Genomic DNA, 24,582 nt, shown 5'->3' with positions numbered 1-24,582 from the left:
TGTTCATTGCTTTAATGTGTGGTTAGATACCATTAAAGATACTGAATTTCAGCCACTTGACCTATTTTATTCTGCTAAACTTTATTAATTAACTTATTTGCTATCAAAGGATTAGATATTAATTTAACGAAGTATTAGTTATGATACCTTATATAAAAAACCAGATATGATTATACGTTATTTAACGGATATAGTCAGCAAAGGGGGAAATATGTTATTAAATGTGGCTCCTAATGGTAAGGGAGCTTTCCCTAAGCAGACATTTCCGATTATAAAAGAGTTGCACACTTGGATGCAAATGAATGGCGAAGCTATTTATGGGACGAGGCCTTGGCGTATTTACGAAGAAAAAATGAATCCTAACCAACCTGATGAAGAGATAAAAGCAGAATTTGACGATGCTGTTTTCAATGGGTTTCCTCAGCAACGGATTCCAGACGTGCGCTATACGAGCAAAGGGAATAAAGTATATGTCATTGTGCGCCATGTACAAGATACAGTCTTTAAATTGAGAGCTTTTACAAAACAGGACAAAATAGAAATGGTGAAATGTTTGTCGGAAAGGCAGGATGTGAATTGGAAATTGGATGAAGATGGCTTGATGATTCGTATGGGGGAATTGGTTGATTCTTATCCTATTTACGTATTAGAAGTTTCATTAAAAAATTCTTAAAGAGAGGATTAAATTCGGTTTCAAACTTAATTAATTCATATATTCGTATTAAAATCAGTAAATAGTATGAAACATCTATTCGTTATCTTATTTCTATTCTGTGGATTATCCGTTTTCGCCCAGCCGAAAATAAACGATAAACCTAAATCATCGGTGGACTTCCCTTTATGTGCAGGTGGAGAGTCTTGTGATATTTTTGTAAGTCCTGAAGATTTTGAGGTGGTAAAAAAGGCGGCTTCTTTATTCGCGGAAGACATTGGGCGGGTAACCGGTACAAAGGGGCATGTCCAGGTCGGAAATCCGGGTGAAGGGCAAAATATCGTTGTTATTGGTACATTGAACCATAACTCTTTTATCGACAAATTGGCAGGTGATAATCAGATAGATGTGACTGGTATCCAAAATGGTTGGGAACAATATCTTATTAAGACCGTTGAGAATCCCGTTAAAGGCATAAAACGGGCTTTGATAATTGCCGGATGCGACCGTCGCGGAACGGCATACGGGACGTTTGCTTTATCAGAAGCCATCGGTGTATCTCCTCTTTATTGGTGGGCGGATGTGCCGGTTAAGAAAAAGAATGCTTTATATCTTCAAAAAACAGATTATGTTTCTAAGGCTCCTAGTGTTAAATACCGGGGCTTCTTTATCAACGATGAAGGGTGGGGTATTACACCGTGGGCTTCGAAGACATTCGATAAGGAACTAGGAGACATCGGTCCGAAAACGTATGCGAAAGTCTGTGAACTGATTCTTCGTATGAAAGGAAATATGCTGGCTCCAGCCATGCATCCCAGTTCGGGATCATTTAACAAATATCCTGAAAACAAATTGGTGGCAGACAGTTTTGCCATTGTCATGACTTCTTCGCATTGCGAACCCTTGCTTTTCAACAATGTGACAGAATGGGACGAGAAAACAATGGGTGAATGGAATTATGTAACCAATAAAGACGGCATCAATAAGGTGCTTGATAAACGTATCTCGGAGAATGCTCCTTATGAGAATTTCTATACCCTTGCCATGCGAGGCATTCACGATGCCGGATTGGTGGGAGTGCCTAAGGAACGTGAGGTAAGTTTGATAGAAGAAGTGTTGGCAGATCAACGGAACATTTTGTCGAGATATATTCCGCATCCGATTGACTCCATTCCGCAACAGTTCGTTCCTTATAAAGAAGTGCTGGACATTTACGAACGTGGTTTGAAGGTACCCGATGACGTGACTTTGGTATGGGTAGACGATAATTACGGTTATATGAAACGCTTGAGTAATCCGCAAGAGCAACAACGTAGCGGAAGGGCAGGCGTTTATTACCATACTTCTTATCTGGGTGCTCCGCACGATTATCTTTGGGTATGCACCACTCCTCCTGTGTTGATGTACGAAGAATTGAAGAAGGCTTACGATACGGGTGCCGACCGTTACTGGCTGCTGAACGTAGGCGACATCAAGCCGGCGGAGCTTGCTATCAAGACGTTTTTCGATATGGCATGGGATATAGACAAATATGATATCCATTCCATCAATGAACATCAGTCGGCGTTTATGGCGAAGTTGTTCGGAGAGGAGTACAAGCCTCGTTTCCAGCGGATGCTGGATGAATATTATCGGTTGGCATGGAGCCGTAAGCCGGAATTCATGGGATGGGAACGTGAATGGGATGAGCCGGAATACACAGAATTGGCTTCTACCGACTATTCGTTCCAAAATTATAATGACGCGCTCCGTCGCTTGGACGATTACCAACGTTTGTCGGACGAAGCGTTGCATTTGTATCATGAGCTTCCGGAGGCTTCTCGTCCGGCATTCTTCGAACTGATAGGTTATCAGGCTTTGGCTTCATATCAGATGAACCGAAAGTTCTTGATGGCGCAATTAAATCGTGAATTGCTTGCCGAAGGCAAGGTTGAGCAAGCTAATTGGGCGGCAAGCCAATCGCAATTGGCATACGACAGCATCGCTTCGTTGAACCACCGGTATAATACGCAATTGGATGGGAAATGGAACTACATGATGACGCTGGCACCGGGATGGGTGGCTAAGTATCAGCATATGCCGGAAGTAACTTATACGAAAGGAAAAGGGGAAATGCCTGTGGACTTGTCTCTCCGTCTTGAACAAGATGTGTTGGAGCGTTGTACGCTGGTAGACTTGACACGCTATCAGGTCAAGTCGGCTTCCGGTCATACGTTGCGTTTGGTAAAAGGATTGGGTTACGACTGGAACATCATTCAGTTAGGAGAGGCGACAGAAGCTTTGGCCGATCCCACTTCTCCTTCGGCTCCTCAGATTGAGTATGCATTGCCACAGATAGATGCCGATTCGGTAACCGTACATGTTTATTCGTTGCCGGTATTCCCTATATATAAAGGTAGAGGGACGCGCTTTGGTGTGTCAGTAGACGGACATCCGGTGCAAGTGACGAATAACATACCTAAAGAATACTCTAAATCTTGGAAAGACAATGTGTTACAAAATGGAGTAAAAGCTACGTTTTCTTTCCCGATAGACCCTAGGCGTAAATCACACACTTTGACTTTAAGTTGTGGTGACCCCGGTGTGATGATACAGCGTATCATTGTAGACTGGGGCGGACTGAAGGAAACATACGTCGGGCCGGATATTCGTTTATTGAAAAGCAAATAAGAGAATAGAAAATCGGAGATCATCTTTAACTTCTGATTAGCCTAAGTAAGTAAAAAGCATTATTGTTGTGTAACAAAACATTTTTTCGAAAGTTATGAGTGAGGAAGAAAACAGGCACGATTGGAGTTGTGTGGATTGTGGTACACAGAATTGTAAGTATAAAGACCGTACATATCCCGATTTTTGCCTGACAACCAGTCTGGACACAGAAGATGATGCCTGGGCAATGAATAAGTATGAAGAAGGGAGGAATCATGACATTATGGTGGCAAGTGCTGAGGTGGAATACGAAGGTTATTGCCAGTGGACGCGAGTGCAGGAGATTATGGAGTTTGCCCGGAAGATAGGAGCACACAAGATAGGTATTGCCAACTGCATAGGATTGATTAACGAGGCACGCATTTTTGCGCGTATATTGCGTGTTAATGGTTTCGAACCTTATTCGGTTATTTGTAAGGTGGCAGGAAAGGCAAAAACTTCGGTGGGTATACCGGAAGAATGCGAACGCATTGGCAGTGCGATGTGTAATCCTATTCTGCAGGCAAGGTTGCTTAATCGGGCACAAACCGACTTGAATGTAGTCATCGGTCTTTGTGTAGGTCATGACAGCTTGTTTTACAAATATTCGGATGCGTATGTCACTACGCTTGTAACCAAAGACCGGGTGACTGGAAATAATCCTGTTGCGGCACTTTATACTGCACAATCCTATTACAGGAAAAAGTTTGGTCTTGATAAATGAGGCATGGTGTCCTGATAAGCCAGACGCCTGTTGTTGATGAAACCTACATCAAACAACAGGCGTCTGTTTTTATTTCTTGTAGTTCTTCAGTCCTGTCTGAAGGAAATCAATGTATTTTGCTACATCCTCGTCGTACGAATACGACTTGTTGAGCGGATTGCCTTCATTGTCTAACAAGACATAGAATGGCTGGGCGTTGGCACCAAACTTAGACCGTTGCAGGTAACTCCACTTATCACCTACAGTACGAAGCGTGCGTTCCTTGCCGTTTTCCATTACCTTGATAGGTTCGGGCAACTTGGTCTTTTCGTCTACATAGAGTGTAATCAGCACGTAATCTTCGGTAAGAAGCTTACTTACTTGCGGGTCTGTCCATACTGCAAGTTCCATCTTACGGCAGTTCACACATCCGTATCCCGTGAAGTCTATCATTACCGGTTTGCCTTGTTGGCGTGCATATTCCATGCCGGCATCGAAATCCATGAATTTGGCGTGTACTTCATTCTTGTAAAGATTGAAGTCTTGCGTCTGCATGGGAGGTGCAAAGGCACTTACAGCTTTTAAGGGTGCTCCCCATAGTCCTGGTATCATATAGACAGCAAAGGCGAGAGATATAAGCGCAAGGAAAAAACGACCTACACCTACTTTGTTGCTATCATCATCGTGCGGGAACTTGATTTTACCCAACAGGTACATGCCCAGCAGTCCGAAGATGACAATCCACAGGGCAAGGAAAGTCTCGCGGTCCAGCAGGCGCCAACCGTATGCCAAGTCTGCCACCGAAAGGAACTTAAGGGCAAAAGCCAGTTCGAGGAAGCCCAAGACTACCTTGATAACGTTCATCCAGCCTCCCGACTTCGGCATCGACTTGAGCCACGAGGGGAACATCGCAAAGAGTGTAAACGGCAAGGCAAGCGCTATGGCAAAGCCCAACATGCCCAATGCCGGGGCGATAATACTGCCCGTAGTAGATACCTCTACCAACAGGAAACCGATAATCGGTCCGGTGCAAGAGAAAGATACCAGCGACAAGGTAAATGCCATCAGGAAAATGCTAAGCAAACCTGTTGTGGATTCTGCTTTGCTGTCAACCGCATTGCTCCACTTCGAAGGCAAGGTGATTTCGAACGCGCCGAAGAACGAAGCGGCAAATACCACCAGCATCAGGAAGAAGAAAATATTGAAGATGGCATTGGTCGATAAGGCATTCAGTGCACTTGCGCCGAATATCAATGTAATGGCAAGTCCTAATGCCACGTAAATTACTACAATAGACGCACCGTATGTCCACGCATCGCGGATGCCTTTTTTCTTGTCTTTCGAGCGTTTCAGGAAGAAGCTGACCGTCATCGGAATGATAGGCCATACACAGGGAGTGAACAAGGCGAGCAGCCCGCCGATGAATCCGGCGAAGAAGATGTATACCCACGAATGCGTATCCTGTTGCTGGGTCTCGCCGAACTCGGATAATTCCTTAATAACCGGCTTCCAGTAGTCTGTCGTTCCTTTCAGCTGTGCAGAAGGAGCGGGAACATCGGCTGATGCTACTGAAGTTGTATCGGCAGGAGCAGACGAGACAGGTACCACGTCGCTCTTTACCGGTGCGTTTGCCGAAGGTGCATCAAGTTTTCCACTGTATGAGAAGTCAACAGCGGTAGGAGGCAGGCAGTTTTCATCGTTGCAGGCTCCGTATTCCAAGTAACCTTTTACAGTATAGTCACCTCCTGTAAGTCTCACCTTTTGAGTAAACTTTGCCGTTCCTTCAAAATAACGCACTTGCATGTTGAATATCGGGTCAATCTGCTCTATTTCTCCATTACCAGGAATGAGTTTGCCCACCAGTTCTGCTCCAACTATTTCGTCTACATTAAATGTCGCAGAAGTGGGTCCTCCTTCTTCAAGGTTGGTAGAATATACATGCCAGCCGGCATCGATTGTACCTGTAAAGACAATTTCGGCTTCTGTGGCCGAAAGATTTTTCCATTCAGCTTTGAACTGTACCGGGTCTTGCATTTGGGCAAATATCGGCAAACAGCACAAAAGGGCAAACAGCCAACTGAGTGTCATTCTTTTTTTCATTGTTCGTTTGGTTAATTTTTAGTTAGATTCTTATTTATATTACTTTATTAAATGTAGTGTTCTGCTTTTTCTCAAACCACTTCTATTCCTTTGAGTGTAGCCGAACTTGAGTCGGTAATACGGACTTTTACGAAATCTCCTATCCGATGCATGCCACGGTCGAACACTACGACTTTGTTCTGTTCCGTCCGTCCGAACAATTGCTCTTTCGAACGTTTGGAAACTCCTTCTACCAATACTTCGAATGTCTTGCCTACGTCTTTCGCATTGCTTTCTGCCGAAAGTTGGTTCTGAAGTTCTATCAGCTCATTCAGCCGGCGGATTTTTACCTCTTCGGGTACATCATCGGGCAAATGTTTCGAGGCATATGTGCCGGGACGTTCCGAATACTTGAACATAAAAGCAGAATCGTAGGCACATTCGCGCATCAGCGAAAGGCTCATCTGGTGATCTTCTTCCGTTTCCGAATGAAAACCGGAGAAAATGTCAGTACTCAGTCCGCAATCTGGAATGATGCGTCGGATGGCTGCTACCCGTTCCAAATACCATTCACGGGTATATTTCCGGTTCATCAGTTTCAGAATACGTGAACTGCCGCTCTGCACAGGAAGATGGATATGTTTGCACACATTGGGCACTTCGGCTATTACGTGAAGTGTCTCGTCGCTCATATCCTTGGGATGTGATGTGGTAAAACGGACACGCATATCAGGTATCGCCTCTGCCACTGTGCGCAATAGTATTGGAAAAGTAATAACGCTGCCGTCTTCCTGCTCGAAACGGTACGAGTTTACGTTTTGTCCCAATAAGGTCACTTCCTTATAACCTTTCTGTCGAAGGTCATTCACTTCATTCAGGATGCTTGCCACATCACGGCTCCGCTCACGTCCGCGGGTATAAGGAACAATGCAGTAATGACAGAAGTTATTGCATCCGCGCATAATCGATACGTATCCTGAGATGCGGTTGCCACAAATGCGTGAAGGTATCACATCGCGATATGTCTCGGTAGTAGAAAGTTCCACATTGATGGCTTTCTCTCCTGCTTCTACCGAAGCAATCAGGTCAGGCAAAGCGAGGTAAGCGTCTGGTCCTGCCACTAAATCGACGTGGTGATTAGTTATCAAGTCTTCTTTCACCCGTTCAGCCATACAGCCCAACACACCTACAATAAGGTGTTTACGCTTCTTCCGCAAGGCATGGAAAAATTCCAGCCGGTTTAGGATTTTCTGTTCGGCATTGTCGCGGATGGAACATGTGTTCATAAACACAGCATCGGCTTCATCCAGTGTGTCGCAAGGCGTGTATCCGGCCATCTGCATAATGGAAGCCACCACTTCACTATCGGCTACGTTCATCTGGCATCCGTAGGTCTCGATAAACAATTTTTTTGTTTCTTTTCCGGTCGCGGATTTAAAGTCCGTTCCCGCAATCTGGTTTGTCATACGATTAATTATTTATATTATAGATTCTAAGCACGGCGGGAATGGATGACAAAATTATCTGCCATTCGCCATGTATTATTAATTATTAACAAATTCAAAGTCATCAAGACAGATTGAAATACACAAAAACAGAACCTTTGTTACCCATTTCCCGCATTTCTGCCCACCTGTGACTCACTTTCCTATTATAATGCATACCCAAAACGGGTGCAAAGATAATAATTCTATTCCGTATCGCACAATAAGCAAACAGTTCTTATGATTCTTCGGTGAAAAATTACTATCTTTGGCAAAATCCTTTTTTAATAATACGAATATGTCGAATTTCCTTATCATACTTGCCATTATTGCCATTGCTATTTATAAGCAAGCGACAAAGGAACCTAAGAAACGGCCGTCCAAACAACCGAAAACGAGGGTTCCATTTCTTATAGAATCTGTAGAGGAAGCAGAAAATGTTGTAGAGAAAGTACAACCGGCACAGCCCATTAAGCCGGCACGTCGTGTCTCAAAACCACAGAATACACCACCTCCTGTTTCGTCAGACTTTTCTTGCCAGCCCCGGTCTGGCATTCGGTTCCGTACTCCTTCGGAAGCACGGAAAGCATTCATTTATTCGGAGATATTCAAACGGAAATACTAATACATATTTTTAATACCTGAACACTATGAACTACAACAGAATGACGGCGGCAGAAGCTGCCAGCCTGATACAAAACGATGAAATCATAGCTCTTAGCGGCTTTACTCCGGCAGGAAGTCCCAAAGCCGTTACGGCCGAACTCGCTAAACAAGCCGAAGAAAAACATGCGCGGGGTGAAGAGTTCCGCATTGGAATCATCACAGGAGCCTCAACAGGCGACTCGTGTGATGGGGTATTGACACGGGCACATGCTATCAAGTTCCGTGCCCCTTATACCACCAACACCGATTTCCGCAAAGCGGTGAACAATGGAGAAATCAATTACACCGACATTCATCTTTCGCAAGTGGCTCAACGCTTACGGTCCGGTTTTTTGGGACATGTCACTACTGCCATTGTGGAAGCTTGTGAATTGACTGATGACGGACGTATTTACCTTACTGCCGGCGTAGGCATTACACCTACCATCGCCCGTCTTGCCGACCGGGTCATTATTGAACTGAACGCTGCACACAGTAAACGCATCATTGGTATGCACGACTTGTACGAAATGGAGCGTCCTCCCTACCGTCGTCCGATTCCCATCGTACGTCCCAGTGACCGTATCGGACTTCCTTACATTCAGGTAGATCCTCAAAAAATCGTGGGAGTGGTAGAAGTAGACATTCCCGACGAAGCACGCGGATTCAGTGCCCCCGATCCGGTAACGGATAAAATCGGGCAAAACGTTGCCGATTTCCTTTCGGCAGATATGAAACGGGGCATTATTCCTTCTACGTTTCTGCCTTTGCAATCGGGGGTAGGCAACATAGCCAATGCTGTATTGAGCGCCTTAGGCCGTGATTCGAGTATTCCTCCTTTCGAAATGTATACTGAAGTTATCCAGAATTCAGTCATTACCCTTATTAAAGAGGGACGTATCAAGTTCGGAAGTACCTGTTCGCTCAGTGTAACAAATGATTGCCTGGAAGACATTTACGAAAACATGGACTTCTTCGCCCACAAGCTGGTGCTCCGTCCGTCCGAAATATCCAACTGTCCCGAAGTAATCCGCCGCATCGGAGTCATCTCGATGAACACCGCCATCGAAGCCGATATCTACGGCAATGTAAACTCCACCCACATTTGCGGCACGAAGATGATGAACGGTATCGGTGGTTCAGGCGACTTCACGCGCAGCGCCTACATTTCCATATTCTCATGTCCTTCTACTGCTAAGGGCGGGTGTATCAGCTCTATTGTGCCCATGGTATCGCATCTTGACCACAGCGAACATTCGGTTAATGTCATCATTACTGAACAGGGTATTGCCGATTTGCGTGGAAAAAGCCCGATGGAGCGTGCACAGGCCGTCATTGAAAACTGTGCACACCCCGATTACAAACAACTTCTATGGGATTACCTGAAGATTTCTACCAAAGGACAGACTTGTCATAGTCTTTCTGCTGCTCTGGGTATGCACCAGGTATTCTTGAAGAAAGGCGACATGCGGCTTACCGATTGGAGCGAATTTGATTCTTGAACATATACCAATGAATAAAAAGACACGGAGACACAGGAAAATGTAACGTAAAAAAACAGTGCGTCTTCGTGTCTTTTTGTTTTCATTCATTTTGTTGTAATAACTTCAGTTGCTAAATATTATGAATCTACGTTGGTTAGGTATAGCTTTGTCGTGTATATTCAACTGGAATATAATGAAAGCAAGTGTAGAAAACGATGCCTTGTGGCAGGTACGGGCTACAGATTTGCATGCTTCGTATGCTTCGGCTCCGATGGCAAGCGGATGTATTGGCATTTTGCCGGATAAAGAACCTTTCCGCATAGGGCAGGTAGTGCTGAATCATGTGTTTGATGCAGCTGCTCCAGGTGTGGTGAGCCGGGTGATGAAAGGAATCAATCCTTTTGGAATACAGATGAAAATAGATGGCATGATAATAGATACTACCTGTATCAGGGCTTGGGAGCAGACGGTAGATATGCGCCGGGCAGTGCACCGCACAACATTTGGGGTAGGACAGAAAGTGCAAGTAGTGTCTGAATTGCGTGCTTTGCGAAACCTTCCATACGCTGGATTGGTATCGGTGCAGGTGAAAGCACTGACGGATGTAGTGCTGGAGATACGGAACAGTATGAATGTGCCCGATGACTATGCTGCCGATACCGTACGCTATCGCGAACTGGATGCCGATGGTACACGCTTGTATCTGTTGGAGGCAGAAGCTGTTTCTGCAAGAAAGTACAGGCAGGTAGCAGCGGCATCGACTTTTATGTTCGACGGTGCTGAACACTGGAAACCTTCGTTTGATAAAGCAACCGGCGAGCTGCTTTTTATGTTGTCTCTGAAAAAAGGTGAAACACTTTCGTTCTCGTTGGTAGGCAGTATTTGTTCGTCACGAGACTTTACGGACCCTTATAATGAAGCCGAACGCCAGGTTGTATACGCTGTTCACGAAGGAAAGGCGCAATTGATACAGGCACATGAACGGTTATGGAATACCTTGTGGCAAAGCGATATTCGTATCGAAGGAGATGATGATGCCCAGCGGTTGGTACGTTTCGCCTTGTTCAATTTATATGCATCCTGCCGTGCCGGAAGCCGGTTGAGTATTCCACCGATGGGACTTTCTTCGCAAGGTTACAATGGACATATCTTTTGGGATACTGAACTTTGGATGTATCCTCCGATGCTTTTGCTGCAACCCGATATGGCACGGTCGATGCTTGATTATCGTGTAGACCGAAAAGAGCCTGCACGCCGGAAAGCAATGGCATACGGATATAAGGGAGCAATGTATCCGTGGGAAAGTGATGATACGGGCGAAGAGGCGACACCGACATTTGCCCTGACCGGGGCATTCGAACATCATATCACAGCAGATGTGGGCATTGCTTGCTGGAATTATTATTGTGTGACCCGTGATTCTGTCTGGCTGAAGCGTGAAGGTTTTCCGTTGCTGAAGGAGATAGCAGAGTTTTGGGTAAGTCGTTCGGTATGTAATGCCGACGGTTCCTATTCGATTGTCGGGGTAACTGGAGCGGATGAATATGCCAATGGTGTAACCGATAATGCCTTTACCAACGCTTCTGCCTCGTTGGTATTAGACTATGCTTCCCGTGCCGGATGGGTATGTGGTGAGCAAGTACCTTCTATATGGGGTAAAGTGAGCCGTGGTTTGCGTATCTTGCAGTTTGAAGATGGAGTTACGCGTGAACATGCCACGTATCAAGGTGAAACCATCAAACAGGCAGATGTCAACCTGCTGGCTTATCCGTTGGGAAAAATCACCGATGTCAGGCAGCAGCAAAAAGACCTTGCCTATTATGCTGAACGCATTGACCAGCGCGATGGTCCAATGATGTCGTATGCCGTTTTTTGTGTACAATATGCACGAATGGGCAATGCGGCAAAAGCCTATGAAATGTTCTGCCGTTGTTATCAGCCTAACTGGCGTCCTCCTTTCGGGGTACTGTCTGAAACACCTTCAAGCAACAACCCTTATTTTATGACTGGAGCAGGAGGCTTGCTTCAAGCCGTGCTGAATGGATTTTGTGGGCTTCAAGTAACCGAAGAAGGCATTATACAGTTGCCTTCGGTTTTGCCTTTGCACTGGAAAAAGGTTACGGTGACAGGGGTAGGCGTGGAAAAGAAAGTCTATGTACGGGAGCAGTAAAAGGGTATTCATCTCTTTTCATAGGGAAATGCATTACTGTGCCTGACGGAATGCCCGGATGCGTTGCAATACGTTCTTGCGCAGGTCTTCGTTATAAAGGTTGAACTCTTGCACGTGCAGGTTTCCTTTAGGCAACAGGGCTGCTACGCTGGGGATGAAATACTGCTCTTCATCGATGCCCGTCACGATAAGTGTATGAATCGTAGTGTCTTGCGCGACGGTAAATCCTTGGTAAGAGGTAGCTGGGGTAGCATCGGTGCGCCAGTTGACAGGATTGATGCACACCACATTGTCTCGGAACAAAGGCGATACGGCATCGGGACGGGTTACGCTATTGAATCCGATGAGCACGCCCGTATCTATGGAGTCTTGTGCAGGGCGCAAGGTAGGATAACCGGCAAGCTCTTCCGGTGTCACGGTATAGCCGATAGCGTAAGTGGCGATGAGCTTCCGGCTGATGTCGGGTGTCATTTCCCGTTTCAGGAGTTCGATAACCGCCTTGGCTCCTTGGCTATGTCCGGCAAGGATGAACGGCTTTCCTTGGTTGTCGTGCTCCATATAATAATGGAAAGCGTCCGCCACGTCTTGATAAGCCAGCTTGAAACGCTCTTCGATGAGTGCCGTGTCCAAGGTGAGCCAGCTGTCCATCGAAATCTGGCGGTAATAAGGAGAGAAGAAGTTGCAGCTATCTGCCAATACGCTTTTAGCCAATTGGATGGAAGGGTCTGTCAAGGCACGTTGTTCCGTATTGAAGATGTCCATGTGGTGCCGGGTTTGCCCCAACGAGTCGGTATAGTCCCAAATGCAGGTCGGGACTACATAAAACAGGTCTACGTCTTTTCCCGTAGCGTCTTGCTTATTCTCGAACCAGCATCGGTTGTCCGAATAGTCTATTGTGTCGCTTGCGGGGGCGGATGAGTCTTTTTCGCAAGAAACCAGCGCAAGGAGCAGACAGGCGATGCCCGTCAGGTGAAATAATAGTTGTAAGCTTTTCTTGTAAGTTGTTTTCATGTTATTCATGTCCATAGGTTTGTTGCAGGTTCGCTTGTTCTTCCAATATTGTTTCGATATGGTCCAGTATCGCATAAAGCTCCACTTGGGTTTCGGCACGGAGCATGGCGATACGGGTTTCGCGGAAATTGGGAATACCTTTAAATAAAGGAGAAGCTGCCAGGTGACGGCGTACGTGGAGGATGCCCCGGCGCTCGTCGAGCAGGTTGATGCTGTCTTGTACCTCACGGCGTAATACGTCCAGCTTCCAGCGGAAAGAAAGTGGAGGAAGTTCTTCGCCCGTTTCCAGATAATGCTTCACTTCCTTGAATATCCACGGGCGTCCGAAACTGGCACGGCCTATCATAATGGCATCCACACCGTAGCGGTCGAAACATTCTTTTGCCCGTTGGGGAGTAGTGATGTCACCGTTCCCGATGATAGGAATGCGCATACGCGGATTATTTTTTACCTCACCTATCAGGGTCCAGTCGGCTTCGCCGGTGTACATCTGTGCACGGGTACGCCCGTGTATGGTCAATGCCTCGATGCCGCAATCCTGCAACTGTTCGGCAAGTTCTACGATGACTTTGTGGTTCTCGTCCCATCCCAGGCGGGTTTTTACCGTAACAGGAATCTGCACCGCATTCACTACGGCACGGGTTATCTCCAGCATTTTGGGGATATTCTGAAGCATGCCTGCCCCTGCCCCTTTACCAGCCACCCGCTTTACCGGGCAACCGAAGTTTAAGTCTAGGATGTCGGGGTGAGCCTGTTCAACGATGCGTGCCGCTTCTACCATTGTATCGGTATCCTTGCCATATATTTGGATGGCTACGGGGCGTTCGGCGGCACTGATGTTGAGTTTCGTCATCGTCTTGTCTACCGAACGTATCAAGGCATCGCTCGATACAAATTCGGTATATACCATATCGGCACCAAACTCTTTGCAGAGCAGGCGGAATGCGGGGTCGGTCACGTCTTCCATAGGAGCCAGCACTACGGGTCTCTCTCCTAAGTCGATGGTTCGTATCTTCATGGGGTAAAGTTTCATTAGGATGGTTTTCGTTTGCAAAAGTAGTAAAATAAAAAGAGATGCTCCGTATGAAGCATCTCTTTTTATTTGTCGTACGCTCGGCATGAGCATTGTCTAACGGGTGTAAGTCCCGAGTGAGCCCTAATAGCGGGAATCACATAGCCCAAGGCAAGGGTGTCCATCGCGAGGTGGAATCTGAAGGAAGCCGGCGGCAAACATCTGGTCTAACGAACAGAAACTTCATACAAGGCATTTGACCGTGGGTAAGGTTTCTACACAAACCAAAGCCCGATAGCTATTCGGAACGGTCGGTGTAAATGAAGTAGGCATAAGATGGAAAGACAATGCCCTTATCCGAGGAGGTCTCACGGACGCATGGCGAAGACGTACCCATTCGATGTGCCCTGACGGAGTAAAGCTTGCCGTGAGAAGTCAGCAGAGGTTATAGTACCTAAGACACGTGTGTCTATGGGGAAGGACCGAATCGCGCAGTGCAATAGTAAATGACTGCTACCCTTGAGACTCTTTTGTAGTCAGATGTCCGAAAGGAGCTTCCCTACTCACCACGATAGGACGGAATCCGACAATAGAGTAGGAGTGACGCTAGTCCGAGGGATGGCTGAAAACAACTTGCCACACATCGTGAGATGAGAAAGCGCGAAACCGCCGTATGCGGAACCGCTTGTACGGTGGTGTGGGAGGTCGGTAAATGTGAAAGTAGGAGGCAAATGCCTTTCTATGATTAGCATTTACCTCCTACCCGATTGGCTGGCATTGAAGAGTATTTATGCCTTCCTTCCGTTTGCCAGATTATCTGTAAATATCCAGTTTCGGATGGTCGTTGTACAGATTCAGGTTTTGCAGCTCTTCCTGTTCAGTGATACGGAACAAGTAGTACTTGCTGTTCGGAACAAAATCTGTTCCGTCGGGAAGCTTCACGGTAGAGTGTCCTTGCAGGATAACGCAATATTTGCTTTGGTAAGCCTCGTCTTTATCATCGGCAAAGATGACATCTCCGGTTTCGGTTACGATAGGTGTCTTGTCGGTTACGCTTCCGTCTTCATGTTCGTTATAAGTACATTCTACGAAGTGTTGCCATGCCTTACGCTCTACCGGTTGCTGGTTGCGGATGATATCAGTCAGTGCAAATCCTTCCCCCCACAATTCCTTGCGGCGTTCCAGCCAGATTTCTTTCAGGAGGTCATCACCTGTAGCTGTAATTTCGGCTGCGGTATAGCCCGGTTTCATACGTGCGTCGCGCAGTTCTTTCAACAGGCTTTGTGCCTCACTGGTTTTTCCCGGCAGGTGTGCTGCAGCTTCTGCCTTGATAAGGTACATTTCGGCTACACGCATCATCACAATGTCGGCAAGCATATTGTCGACATCGGCGAATTTGAACTTCGAACTCAGCATGGTCCATTCACCGTATCCGGCATTGGGACCCCAAAAGAACATTCCTTTACGGTAATCATTATCATCAAACAGTTCTTTGAAATAAGGGTCTACATTCAGGCAAGAGTAACCGCTTCCTGGTGTCGTGCTATCTTTGAAATGAAAGTTATAGGCGGGAAGGTTGTCGTCAATAGTACATGAGTAACCCCACATCCATTCCTGATTTAAGGCATTGTTGAATCCGCTCTTGTATTCCGTTTCATTCATCAGGTAACGGTTTTTCAGGTTCATGGCCTCATCGGCATAATTGTAGGCTTCCTGCCATTCGCGGGCGTAGAGGCTGGTACGTGCCAGCAAGCCTGCTACTACTGTATGGTCTATTTTATACTGGTCGGTCGCGTTACTTCCACGGTTATAATCCGTCGGAATCAAATCATATCCGGCTTTCAGGTCGGCAAGTGCCTGCGCATATACTTCCGATACGCTGGATGCGGGTTTCCCGGTTACTGCCATATCGTAACTGGTAGGCTCGGTGTAGATGGGTACACATACGGCATTAGGGTCTTTGTCGATGGCGAAAGAATAGTGGCTTGCCAACAGCATGTAAAGGAAACCACGTGTAGCGTAGGCTTGTCCCTTGATACGGTCTTTCTCTGTTTGTTCGCCTTCGATGTTATCAATGTTTGCCAATACGGCATTGCAGTTGTTGATGGGGTCGTATACCATGTCCCACATCACGTCATTGATTTCGCCGCGTCCATAGCCGTTGGTCAGTTTATAGCTGGAAGAATAGCCGTAACTGGTGGTACGCACCACGTCCGAACCGGCAAAGTCATCATTCATCATGATGGCGCCATAGCCGATGGAAGCATACGTTGAACCGCTATTGAAAATGTAGTTCCATACGCCACGCATCACACGGTCGGCGTTCTCAGTGTTTTTGTAAACGGCATCTGCATCGAGTGAAGTCGTGGGAGCCGTATCCAGGTCGCAGGCTGTAAAGGTGCAGGCAGCCAGTGCCCCAAAGCATATAGTCTTAAAATTCAGTTTCATAGTTTAAAAGTGTTTTTTAAAGTGTTACATTGATACCGAAAGAGAATGTCTTCATTGCCGGATAACGGTATGAAACCATACCATTAATAGGCTGTTCGGGGTCAAGTCCCTGCTGGTGGCAGAAAGTCAGCAGGTTTTCGCCCTGCAGGAAGATGCTTGCCTGCTTGATAGTGGCATAGTGCAGCCATTTCTCGGGCAGGTTGTACGATAATGTAACGGTTTTCAGACGCAAGAACGAACGGTTTACCAACCAGCGGCTGGAACTGCTGGTGAAGTAGCTGGTCTGGTCGTACGACAGACGAGGAATGTCGGTATAGCGGTTTTCAGGTGTCCACCGGTTGAGCATATCCTTGCTTAAGGTAGAACCGTTTCCTCCCGATACGCTAATCATGCTTTTGTAGTCGTTGTTATACAGCTTGCCGCCGATAGCGTATGAGAACAACATCGAGAGTGAAAGGTTTCTCCACGTCAGGTCTGACTGGAAACCACCGCTTACTTTCGGCAACGAACTGCCCATCTTCACCTTGTCGTCCGAAGTCAGGCTGGAATAGTCTTCGGTGATTTTCCGGCTTCCGTCGGTATCGGTATAATACCATTGCGGATTACCGTTTTCCGGATTCACGCCTGCCCATTCATACAACCAGAAGTCGTACAGCGAGCCGCCTTTCACCCATTTCTTGGTGCTTTGCCACATCACGTCAGTAGGCAGTTCTACGATTTCGTTCTTGTATGTCGTAGCGTTGACACTGAGTTTCCATGTCCAGTCTTTGGTCAGTACAGGCGTACCGTTAAGGGTAAATTCCCAACCATAGTTTTTCAGTTTACCGATATTGGCATCGATGCTGGTAAATCCTCCCGACGGAACCAGGTCGCGTGCAAATAACAAATCCTTTGATGCACGTTGGAAAAATTCGATGGTTCCGTTGAGGCGATTGTTCCAGAAGCCGAAGTCGAGGCCCACGTTCAGATTCAGATTGGTTTCCCAACTCAATTCGGGTGTTTCCAGACGTGAAGCGTGCAGGGTCGATTCGCCGAACAGGCTGCCTATTTCATACAGTGCCTTATAGGCGTAATAACCCACATTGTCGTTACCTTGTGCACCGTAGCTGGCACGGAGGGTCAGGTTGGTCAGCCAGTCGTTAGCCGCTTCTTCCAGGAATTTCTCGCGTGAAATCTTCCACGAACCGCCAAACGACCAGAAGGTTCCCCAGCGGTGGTCGGGATGGAAACGTGACGAGCCGTCGGTACGTACCGATGCCGATACGAAGTACTTGCTTTGGTACGAATATTCCGCGCTGCCGAAGAAGCTCAGCAGTTTATATTGGTCGCTGTTGCCATAGAAGGAACTCAGGGTAGAAGCTACATCGGGTTCGTAGTAACCGTCGGTGATGACACCGGTACGCGAACCTCCAAAATTGGACGTGTTGTATTCGTAATATTCCTGACCAGCCATCAGGCGTACGTCGTGATTTTCGTTGAACGTATGGTTCCAGTTGATGACATTATTATAAGTAAGTCCCGTTGTACGCACGTTTTCCTTCTCCACTCCACCGGTCAATGGTTCTTTGCCGTAAGTGGGATTGTCGTAAAAATGTGCGAAGCGGCTGTTGTAGTCGATGTTGAGCGACATTTTGTAGCTCAATCCTTCAAGGGGAGTGATTTGCAGATAACCGCGTATCGAAGCCGCATCGCGCTTGTATTCTTTTTTGTCGTACAACATGGATTGCGCGAAGTTATAACCGTTGTACGAACCTTTGCGGTAGTTTCCGTAATCGTAAATACGGTTGCCATTTTCATCCAGCAAATATTCGCCGGTGGTCAAGTCACGTTCATACACAGGATAAAACGACGGAATACTGCGGGCGGCCAGTACGATGTTTCCGATAGCCGTATCGTCTTGTTTCGGATAATCCTGAACAGAGTGGGTAGCCGATACGTTCAGTCCTACCTGCAACCATTTGCGCAAGTCGGTCGTGATATTGGTACGGAGGTTATAACGCTTGAAGCCCGAACAGATGTAAGCACCTTGGTCGTTCAGGTAGCCCAGCGAGAAATAATACTTGGTACGTTCGCTACCACCCGAGATGCTGGCACTGATATCAGTATAATGGGCATCCTGGCTTAAAGCATCTTCCCAACTGTCATCCCACAGCGGAGTAGCACCTGCCACGATTTTGCCATCCGTGCCTACCGGTTGGGGATATTGTGTGCCGTAAGGGTTGATACCCAAGCCACCTGTTGCCGTAGTGGCAAGAATAGAAGAAGCTGTCTGTGCAGCCGATTCAGCACTTTGACCGTTGTCCATATAGCTGTTGCGGAGTGCCTCCCATTGCAGCATGAAGTAGTCGTTCGTACTCAACTGGTCGTAGTCGCGTACGGCGCGACTCGAAAAACCATACTTGGCTGAAAGCTGGATGGTAGGAGCCGAACCGTTTTGTCCTTGCTTGGTAGTAATCATAATCACACCGTTGGCAGCACGTGAACCATACAGTGAAGCGGCGGCGGCATCCTTCAGTACAGTCACCGAAGCAATGTCTTGCGAAGAGATAGACGACAAGGCACCGTCGTAAGGCACGCCGTCCACTACGTACAGCGGTGTGGTGGTGGCATTGGCAGAACCTACGCCGCGAATGTAGATGCTGGCATCTTCACCCGGTTGTCCGCTGGTAGAGAACGATTGCAGACCAGCTACGGTTCCTTGCAATGCTTTCGACACGCTGGATACCTGTGAGGCGGCAATGATTTTCTTGTCGATTACACTTGCCGAACCGGTGAAGGTAGATTTTTTTGCAGTACCGTAGGGCACGGCGATAACCACCTCATCGATGGCAATACTGGATTCGTGCATTTCTATGTTAATGGTTTTCTGCCCATTTATAGGAACTTCCTGAGTTTCGTAGCCGATAAATGAAAATACCAATGTGTTTTGTGGTTCGGTCTGTAGCGAATAGTCGCCATCCATGGAGGTGATTGTACCGTTAGTACTTCCTTTTACCGCTACTGTCACGCCGGGCAAACCTTCGCCTCCGGCAGTGACTTTTCCCGAAACAGTGATGCGTTGCGCATACGTCGCTATGCAGAACAAAAGCATGCATAGCAGAGTTAGTGACCTGCTCATAAGTGTTTAATTGGTTGTTATGTGTTTATAGTTTACAGTTGGTTTCTCTCTCTCTTGTGGAGAAACATTGTTTATGGTTTATTGAATAGTTTTGTCTGTTTCCCAAAAAACGGGTGCAAAAATAGTAAATTCTTTGAATAAATGACATAGAAAAGTGAAAATATGCGCACATCGGGTTTCGTTTTTGGGTATTTATTCTATCATTATGCATAAAAGATACACAATGATTGCTGGAAAATCGCTACCTTTGCAGCCTAAATCAGAAGAAATATGGATTATTCGATAAAAGACTTTGAGATTATGGCACCGGTAGGTTCGCGCGAATCACTGGCGGCGGCTATTCATGCCGGAGCAGATTCCATCTATTTCGGTATCGAGAGTTTGAACATGCGGGCACGGTCGGCAAGCACATTTACCATTGACGACTTGCGCGAGATAGCACGCACGTGCGACGAGCACGGGGTAAAGAGTTACCTCACGGTGAATACCATCATTTACGACGAAGACCTGGAGCTGATGCGCCGGATTATCGATGCGGCAAAACAGGCAGGCATCAGTGCGGTGATTGCCGCCGATGTGGCGGTAATGGCGTATTGCAACCAAATCGGGCAGGAAGTGCACCTTTCTACCCAACTGAACATCAGCAATGTGGAGGCACTGCGCTTTTATGCCCAGTTTGCCGACGTGGTGGTGCTGGCACGTGAACTGAACCTGAAACAGGTGCGCAAGATATACGATGCCATCCATGAGCAGCACATTACCGGTCCGATGGGGCAACCCGTGCGTATCGAGATGTTCTGCCACGGAGCGTTGTGCATGGCGGTATCGGGCAAGTGTTACCTCAGCCTGAACGAACTGAACGCTTCCGCCAACCGCGGTGCCTGTATGCAGGTGTGCCGCCGCGCCTATATCGTAAAAGACAAGGAAAGCGACATCGAACTGGAAGTGGATAACCAGTACATCATGTCGCCCAAAGACCTGAAGACCATCCGCTTTATGGACGAAATGATAGAATCCGGCGTGCGGGTGTTCAAAATAGAGGGACGTGCCCGCGGACCCGAGTATGTGAAGACGGTGGTAGAGTGCTATAAGGAAGCCATCCGGTCGTACTTGGACGGCACATTTACCGAAGCGAAGAAAGACGCATGGGACGAACGCCTGAAGACGGTATTCAACCGCGGCTTTTGGAACGGTTATTACTTGGGGCAACGCTTGGGCGAATGGAGCCGCAATTACGGTTCGGAAGCCACCGAGCGCAAGGTGTACGCCGGACGGGGCATCAAGTATTTCTCGAACATCGGCGTGGCGGAGTTCCTGATAGAAGCTTCCGAAATCAAAGTGGGCGACAAGCTGCTGATAACCGGACCTACTACGGGAGCGATGTTTGTCACTCTGGAAGAAGCCCGTGTCGACCTGAAACCGGTGGACGTAGTGCCCAAAGGCGTGCACGTGTCGTTCAAGGTGCCCGGACGCATCCGCCCCAGTGACAAACTGTACCGGATGGTCCCGACCGAGGAGTTGAAAAGAAAATAAGCAGGAAGCAAGCAGGAATTGGGAAGTCAATTAGCAGCATGGTCCTTTACATCCCAGTCCTCTTAAAATCCTAAGATACCAGGACTGCAGTCCTAATATATATAGGACTGCAGTCCTGACGCTGTAAGACAGTAGTCCTATACTACTGGGACTGGACATGCAGTTTATTCTCTTCTCTCTTTTGACTGATTGTCTTATGTTGCGCAGCTCGTTATGCACTAAAATCAGCTTATAGCCTTGCACTCCGGTCTACGATTTTAATCAGGTTATAGAGTTCTGCCACCTCGTTGGTAAAAACGGCAACTTGACGAAAGATTTGAACCGGAATATTACGTCTATTCAATACAATTGTTTAAATTTGCCAAGCAAGGTCACGTTTGGGAACGGGAATACGATAACTTATCTGTATGCATCGGACGGCACAAAGCTACGCACGGTGCATAAGACAGGAAGTACGACCACCACGACTGACTATTGCGGCAATGTGGTCTATGAAAACGGCACGCAGAAATACCTGTTGACGGAAGAGGGCTATGTCACCTTGGCTGACAGCAAGTACCATTATTACCTGAAAGACCTCAGGGCAACAACCGTGTGGTTATCAGCTCAACGGGGACGGTCGAAGAAACGAACCATTACTATCCTTTCGGCGGGGTGTTCGCGGCAACGAACAATGTCCAGCCTTATAAGTATAATGGTAAGGAGTTTGACACGAAGAACGGCCTGAACTGGTACGATTACGGTGCACGGCATTATGATGCTGCGTTGGGACGGTTTGTGACGGTTGATCCGATGTCGGAAAAATATTATGGCATAAGTCCGTATGCTTATTGTGCCAATAATCCCATTATGTATATAGATCCGGATGGTAAAAAGTATATTATGCGGCAGAGGTTTCAAATGAATTTAAAAATGATTTTAAACAAGCAGTGCAGTATTTAAATAAATATGGAATGGGCGGTTTGTTAGCAAAACTGCATGCATCTAATAAAATCTATTATATAAAAGAAGGTGCAACGTTAACTTCTAGTTCATTTGATCCTAATACACAAACAATAACATGGAGTTCTCGGACAGGAGTATTAACTAATAATGCTTTTGAGTTATCCCCTACAACTGTATTGAATCATGAAATAGACCATGCTGTACAGTTTGATCAAAACCGCCAACAGCAGATAAAGGATGCTAATATGCAAGATGAGAATTATGGTAATAAAGAGGAAAGAAGGGTGATAACAGGGAGTGAGCAAGAAACAGCGAAAAAAATGGGAGAAATTGGTAAAACAGAAGTCACTCGTACAGATCATGCTGGAACTCTTTATGAGACAGTAGGACCAACAACAACCGAATGGAAAGATCCAATTATCATAAACCCCGAAGAGAAAGATAAGCAATAATAGAATGTAGATAGAATAAGGAACAATGCTTTTGATTGTTGGTATTATAGAATCTTATTCGATACGATATTATAAACAAATTGCCGTATGAAAAAAATATTATGTGCATTCATATTAATAACTTTTGTGAATATAAGCTCACGAACAATTTTTGCGCAAAACCATTATATGGAAATAGATAGTCTACTCATTCATTATGTGGATTTTAATCTTATGACAATGGTTGATATTAGTTGTGACAATTTTGAATCAGCTTTGGTTTATAAAACAGTTGTACTTCGTGATTCAAGTTGCATTGCAGAATTGACAGATATTTTTTTGGGAAAAAAATGTAAAACGGAACAACCTATTGATGTTAGATGCAAGATTTATATGTTTACTCCACAAGGAATAAAGGTGATGTGTTTAGGGAAATATATTTTGTGTTATAATGGTAATTCTTATAAAATAAATACCCTATTCATTGATAAAGTGAAAGAACTTATTTTAAAAGGGGAAAAGGTCTTGAATGATACGATAATAACCCATACTCCTATTTTATTGATAAAGCAGGATGTTTTTTATAATTATGTTAGGCAAAGATGCTTACCTATTATGAAAAAAGAAAAGATAGATTCCTTAAAGATTATAGTTGATTTTTGTATTGATAGAAAAGGTCATACTGTAGATGTATCCATAAAAGGATGGAAAAATCAATTTGTTTCAAATTCATTACAAGATGAAATCACTCGTTTATTTCAAGAACATTTGAAATGGTCTGCGTCAGAAAATCGTTCTCACAAAGTTAGAAAAGTATTACCTTTAGTGCTAGTCTCTGATTAGTTGCTTATAGAAATTTTGTTCGTTTGAAAGAGACAAATGAGAATGTATCAACTGCTTACGGCTTGACTGACAATTGACTTGTATGTTAAATGTCAATCAAGTAATGAAAGTAGACAATGTCATTGGTACAGTAGCTCAACAACAACGGTTTCGAGTTCAAAGATGCCGTAAAGCAGGCAAATGAGTATGCGTATGACAAAAACGGCCCACCGTCAAGTTAGAAGTGCAACTCCGCCACCGCCTTCCTCCGTCCTTGGAGCGTAGCGGAAAGGGCGGAGGAAGGCGGTGGAAGCCCGGAATCAGGGTCATCCGGCAATACAAAATAAAAAAGGGAGACCTCTGTCTCCCACGGATTAATTACTTTTGTATTGTCTATGAAGTATAAGCACTTAACCCGTGAGCAAAGGTACGCAATTTACCTGGGACGACAAAAGGGTGAGACTCTGGAAATGATTGCTCGTTCCATAGGAGTCCACAAATCGACGGTAAGCCGTGAGATAAAGCGTAACTCCACGCCGAGCGGCAAGTATGTATGGAACAAGGCGCATGACATGGCAGAATCCCGCCGGTGTCATACGCCCGGCAACAGGGGGCTGGATGATGTGCTGCAATGGCGCATCATTGAGTTCATAAAAAACGAGCAGTGGTCTCCCCGGCAGATATCCGGACGTTTGAAGCTGGAGGGTATAAACGTCTCCCATGAAGCCATTTACGCCCTCATCCGCAAGGACGAAAGCGGGGAACTGGCTTCCCATTGCCGGCATAAGATGAAATACAAGCGCAAGGCCTCACACCGTCATGAGACTAAGGCCACGAACATCCGTAACCGTGTGAGCATACACGAGCGTCCGGCGGAAGCCGACGGCAAACGTTTCGGGGACTGGGAGATGGACCTCATCGTGGACAAGGACAGCAACGCCATCCTCACGCTGACGGAAAGGAGCACGAACTTCCTGTTGATGGAAAGGCTCAAGCACGGGAAGAAAGCGAAGCCTGTGGCAAGAACCGTGTGGAGGTTGCTGCTGCCATACAAGGGAGAGGCCTTGAAGTCCATCACCACGGACAACGGCAGTGAGTTCGCCGAGCATGAATGGATAACCAAGAAGCTCAACGTGCCCGTGTATTTTGCCGATTCCTATTGCGCATGGCAGAAAGGAGCCATAGAAAACGGCAACAAGCTGATACGGCAATATATCCCGAAAGGAACCGACATCAGTACGGTTACAGAAGGAAAAATAACCAAGATCAGGAAGAAAATTAATGCCAGACCGAGAGAAAAACTCAATTTCTTGACTCCGGCTGAGGTCTTTTTCAAAAATATTTCGTAATGTTGCAC

14 protein-coding genes and 2 pseudogenes are annotated in these 24,582 nt (G+C 46.3%); 10 read left to right on the top strand and 6 right to left on the bottom strand.

Annotation, left to right across the window (positions count from 1 at the left end):
* Window positions 1-133: 133 nt before the first annotated feature.
* The 3 genes from B5G04_RS02085 to B5G04_RS02075 all read left to right on the top strand — a co-directional run bounded on the left by B5G04_RS02085 (window position 134) and on the right by B5G04_RS02075 (window position 4,064).
* Window positions 134-673 (top strand): alpha-L-fucosidase, encoded by a 540-nt coding sequence (locus B5G04_RS02085; RefSeq protein ID WP_255395960.1) that lies wholly within the window; start codon window positions 134-136, stop codon window positions 671-673.
* Window positions 674-739: 66 nt separating this feature from the next.
* Window positions 740-3,322 carry a glycosyl hydrolase 115 family protein gene (locus B5G04_RS02080; protein ID WP_087395506.1) on the top strand — a complete coding sequence of 861 codons (2,583 nt, stop codon included), beginning with the start codon at window positions 740-742 and terminating at the stop codon, window positions 3,320-3,322.
* A gap of 94 nt (window positions 3,323-3,416) precedes the next feature.
* Window positions 3,417-4,064, top strand: coding sequence for a DUF1847 domain-containing protein (locus tag B5G04_RS02075; protein WP_087395503.1), 648 nt, complete (start codon window positions 3,417-3,419; stop codon window positions 4,062-4,064).
* A 69-nt stretch (window positions 4,065-4,133) separates the two neighbouring features.
* On the opposite strand, the gene B5G04_RS02070 is transcribed toward B5G04_RS02075, so the two are convergent.
* A complete protein-coding gene (locus B5G04_RS02070; RefSeq protein WP_087210603.1) occupies window positions 4,134-6,143 on the bottom strand; it encodes a cytochrome c biogenesis protein CcdA in 2,010 nt (669 codons plus the stop codon).
* A 71-nt stretch (window positions 6,144-6,214) separates the two neighbouring features.
* Entirely contained in the window at window positions 6,215-7,588 is a 1,374-nt protein-coding gene (miaB, locus tag B5G04_RS02065; RefSeq protein WP_087248970.1) for a tRNA (N6-isopentenyl adenosine(37)-C2)-methylthiotransferase MiaB, read from the bottom strand.
* Between the two features lie 668 nt (window positions 7,589-8,256).
* On the opposite strand from miaB, the gene B5G04_RS02055 reads away from it, so the two are divergent.
* Window positions 8,257-9,753 (top strand): acetyl-CoA hydrolase/transferase family protein, encoded by a 1,497-nt coding sequence (locus tag B5G04_RS02055; RefSeq protein WP_087395496.1) that lies wholly within the window; start codon window positions 8,257-8,259, stop codon window positions 9,751-9,753.
* A 121-nt stretch (window positions 9,754-9,874) separates the two neighbouring features.
* The gene (locus B5G04_RS02050) at window positions 9,875-11,905 is read left to right on the top strand and encodes a glycoside hydrolase family 65 protein (protein WP_087395493.1); all 2,031 of its coding nucleotides are present in this window, start codon (window positions 9,875-9,877) and stop codon (window positions 11,903-11,905) included.
* A gap of 33 nt (window positions 11,906-11,938) precedes the next feature.
* Here the strand turns inward: B5G04_RS02050 and B5G04_RS02045 are convergent, their stop codons facing one another.
* The 4 genes from B5G04_RS02045 to B5G04_RS02025 form a co-directional block, all read right to left on the bottom strand.
* A complete protein-coding gene (locus B5G04_RS02045; protein ID WP_239414002.1) occupies window positions 11,939-12,925 on the bottom strand; it encodes a DUF3089 domain-containing protein in 987 nt (328 codons plus the stop codon).
* A complete protein-coding gene (dusB, locus tag B5G04_RS02040) occupies window positions 12,918-13,934 on the bottom strand; it encodes a tRNA dihydrouridine synthase DusB (RefSeq protein ID WP_022039134.1) in 1,017 nt (338 codons plus the stop codon). The genes B5G04_RS02045 and dusB overlap by 8 nt, the downstream gene beginning before the upstream one ends.
* Before the next feature lie 807 nt (window positions 13,935-14,741).
* Window positions 14,742-16,376 carry a RagB/SusD family nutrient uptake outer membrane protein gene (locus tag B5G04_RS02030; protein ID WP_087395490.1) on the bottom strand — a complete coding sequence of 545 codons (1,635 nt, stop codon included), beginning with the start codon at window positions 16,374-16,376 and terminating at the stop codon, window positions 14,742-14,744.
* 16 nt (window positions 16,377-16,392) lie between these two features.
* Window positions 16,393-19,494 (bottom strand): TonB-dependent receptor, encoded by a 3,102-nt coding sequence (locus B5G04_RS02025; protein ID WP_087395488.1) that lies wholly within the window; start codon window positions 19,492-19,494, stop codon window positions 16,393-16,395.
* Between the two features lie 270 nt (window positions 19,495-19,764).
* On the opposite strand from B5G04_RS02025, the gene B5G04_RS02020 reads away from it, so the two are divergent.
* The 5 genes and pseudogenes from B5G04_RS02020 (at window position 19,765) to B5G04_RS02000 (ending at window position 24,574) form a co-directional block, all read left to right on the top strand.
* Entirely contained in the window at window positions 19,765-21,027 is a 1,263-nt protein-coding gene (locus B5G04_RS02020) for a peptidase U32 family protein (protein WP_087395485.1), read from the top strand.
* A 292-nt stretch (window positions 21,028-21,319) separates the two neighbouring features.
* A pseudogene (locus tag B5G04_RS02015) lies at window positions 21,320-21,897 on the top strand (RHS repeat-associated core domain-containing protein); the annotation flags it as partial.
* Window positions 21,898-21,929: 32 nt separating this feature from the next.
* Window positions 21,930-22,424 (top strand): annotated as a pseudogene (locus B5G04_RS02010) (M91 family zinc metallopeptidase); the annotation flags it as partial.
* A gap of 87 nt (window positions 22,425-22,511) precedes the next feature.
* Window positions 22,512-23,246, top strand: coding sequence for a hypothetical protein (locus B5G04_RS02005; protein WP_143270415.1), 735 nt, complete (start codon window positions 22,512-22,514; stop codon window positions 23,244-23,246).
* Window positions 23,247-23,620: 374 nt separating this feature from the next.
* Window positions 23,621-24,574: an IS30 family transposase gene (locus tag B5G04_RS02000; protein WP_087395476.1), complete on the top strand. Its 954-nt coding sequence runs from the start codon at window positions 23,621-23,623 to the stop codon at window positions 24,572-24,574.
* The last annotated feature ends 8 nt before the right edge of the window (window positions 24,575-24,582 follow it).

This window comes from Bacteroides sp. An51A (assembly GCF_002161565.1).
Lineage (GTDB): Bacteria > Bacteroidota > Bacteroidia > Bacteroidales > Bacteroidaceae > Phocaeicola > Phocaeicola intestinalis.
The sequence above is the reverse complement of the archived record's forward strand: the minus strand, read 5'-3'. Positions and strand labels throughout refer to the sequence as shown.